This window comes from Sulfuricaulis sp. (assembly GCF_049587675.1).
GTDB lineage: Bacteria > Pseudomonadota > Gammaproteobacteria > Acidiferrobacterales > Sulfurifustaceae > Sulfuricaulis.
Window position 1 is genome coordinate 1 of record NZ_JBAVEJ010000131.1, and the last position, 2237, is coordinate 2237.

At 56.7% G+C, this 2237-nt stretch carries 2 protein-coding genes and 1 tRNA gene; all 3 read right to left on the reverse strand.

Going from position 1 to position 2237, the window contains the following annotated elements; genetic code table 11:
- Nucleotides 1-118: 118 nt before the first annotated feature.
- A tRNA-Ser gene (locus WB402_RS06940) sits at nucleotides 119-209 on the reverse strand.
- A gap of 69 nt (nucleotides 210-278) precedes the next feature.
- A complete protein-coding gene (gene csrA, locus WB402_RS06945) occupies nucleotides 279-500 on the reverse strand; it encodes a carbon storage regulator CsrA (protein ID WP_424206280.1) in 222 nt (73 codons plus the stop codon).
- A 319-nt stretch (nucleotides 501-819) separates the two neighbouring features.
- Nucleotides 820-2040, reverse strand: a complete 1221-nt coding sequence (locus WB402_RS06950; protein ID WP_424206282.1) for an aspartate kinase — start codon at nucleotides 2038-2040, stop codon at nucleotides 820-822.
- Nucleotides 2041-2237 lie beyond the last annotated feature (197 nt).

Sequence of the window (2237 nt, forward strand, 5' to 3'; positions counted from 1 at the left end):
GCGTTCAGCATAGCTTTGCTATGCTGTCGAACCCGCTGTTTTAGATTTTATCGAGGGTTCGAATCCGCCTCGTACACAGAGCTTTAGGAAAGAGGGCCATGGTCCTCTTTCCTAAAGCTGGCGGAGAGAGAGGGATTCGAACCCTCGATGGGATTTTGTCCCATACGCCCTTAGCAGGGGCGCGCCTTCGGCCACTCGGCCATCTCTCCTTGCAAGCGCAAACGCGCCCGCAAGGATACCTGTGCACTCAAATAACGTAAAGCAAAAACCCGGTTGTTCTAACCTTTGACGCCACTTTGCGCCATGCCGGGCATGGGATGCACCACACCGGCTTCTTTTTCTTTCTTGATGCGCTCGTAGATTTCCTCGCGATGAACGGGGATCTCTTTCGGCGCATTCACGCCGATCCGGACCTGATTGCCTTTGATGCCTAGCACGGTAACCTGAACATCGTCGCCAATGTTGAGGGTCTCCCCAATGCGTCGAGTAAGTATCAGCATTGTCCTGCACTCCTTTCAGTAGTACCTAATTCCATACGTTCCCTATCCTTTGCCCGGTCATCCACCCCTGGTTTAACCGGCTCCTCAACACTGTTTCCCCTTGCGTCGTACATGACGGTTTTTGGCAAACCATCCCATGGCAACGGGCGATATGGCATTTTTTGCCGTCTGCTGTACTCGCCTTAGGCGGCACCTGCCGCCAGACTGTCAGCTAACTTACGGATATTACGGGGGAAACCCCCTTAAACCCGGCTGTATTCGCCTGCCTGGCTGTATCTATGCAGCTTCTATGCCAGCTTGGAGGGGGTCAGAACGCGGACTACTTGGGTTTTTCCAGACCGAAGGCGGTGTGCAGGGCGCGCACTCCCAGTTCCAGATACTTTTCCTCGACTACCACGGAAACCTTGATCTCCGAGGTCGAAATCATCTGAATATTGATGCCTTCATCGGCCAGGGTTTTGAACATCTGGCCGGCAATCCCGGCATGCGAACGCATGCCGACACCGACCACGGAGATCTTCACGATCTTGTCGTCGCCGCTGATTTCGCGCGCCTTCAATTCCTGCGACACGCGTTTGAGGACTTCCATGGATTTTTTGTAATCGCCGCGATGGACCGTGAAAGTGAAGTCCGTGGTGCCATCGGCGCCCACGTTCTGCACGATCATGTCCACGTTGATATTGACCTTGCCGATCTCGCCCAGAATATGCGCGGCAATGCCGGGCTTGTCCGGCACGCCACGGATGGTGAGCTTGGCCTCGTCACGGTTGAACGCAATGCCTGATATCAGTGGCGCTTCCATTTCTTTTTCCTCATAAGTAATAAGTGTGCCCGGCCCCTCCTCGAAGGACGACAGCACGCGCAACGGGACCCGGTACTTGCCGGCGAACTCGACCGAACGGATTTGCAATACCTTGGAGCCGAGGCTCGCCATCTCGAGCATTTCCTCGAAGGTAATGCGATCCAGCCGCCGGGCCTGCGGGACAATGCGCGGATCGGTGGTATACACACCGTCCACGTCGGTGTAGATCTGGCATTCGTCCGCCTTGAGCGCCGCCGCCAGCGCCACGCCGGTGGTGTCCGAGCCGCCGCGGCCGAGCGTGGTGATGTTGCCGTCCTCATCCACGCCCTGGAAACCGGCGACCACGACCACGAGGCCTTTCTTCAGGTCCTCATGGATGCGCTTTTCATCAATCTGCATAATGCGCGCCTTGCCGAAGGCGCTGTCGGTGCGGATATGCACCTGGTATCCGGTGTAGGAAAGTGCCGGGCAGCCTATCTTATCCAGCATCATGGCAAGCAGCGCGATCGTCTGCTGTTCGCCGGTGGCGAGCAAGACGTCGAGTTCGCGCGCCGGCGGATCGCTGTGCACGCTCTTGGCAAGCTTGATGAGCGAGTCGGTCACGCCGCTCATGGCCGACACCACGACAACGACGTCGTGACCCTGTCCGCGGAAACGCTTGATGCGCTCAGCGACTGCCTGAATGCGTTCGGGGTTGCCGACGGAAGTACCGCCGTATTTTTGTACGATCAAGGCCATGTTATTGGATCAAGAGAGGCAGCAAAGGGCGCAAATTAAACCCGCTTTCCCGCCGGGAGTAAACAGGCGCCAGAACGCATCAAGAGGCTCCTGAGCATCTCTGATTAAGTTGATCAAGCGGATGATGGCAAGGCGAAAAGGCGCGAGGAAGCGGAGTTTACACGCCAGTAAATGAGCATTCCGAGCGTCTTTTCAAC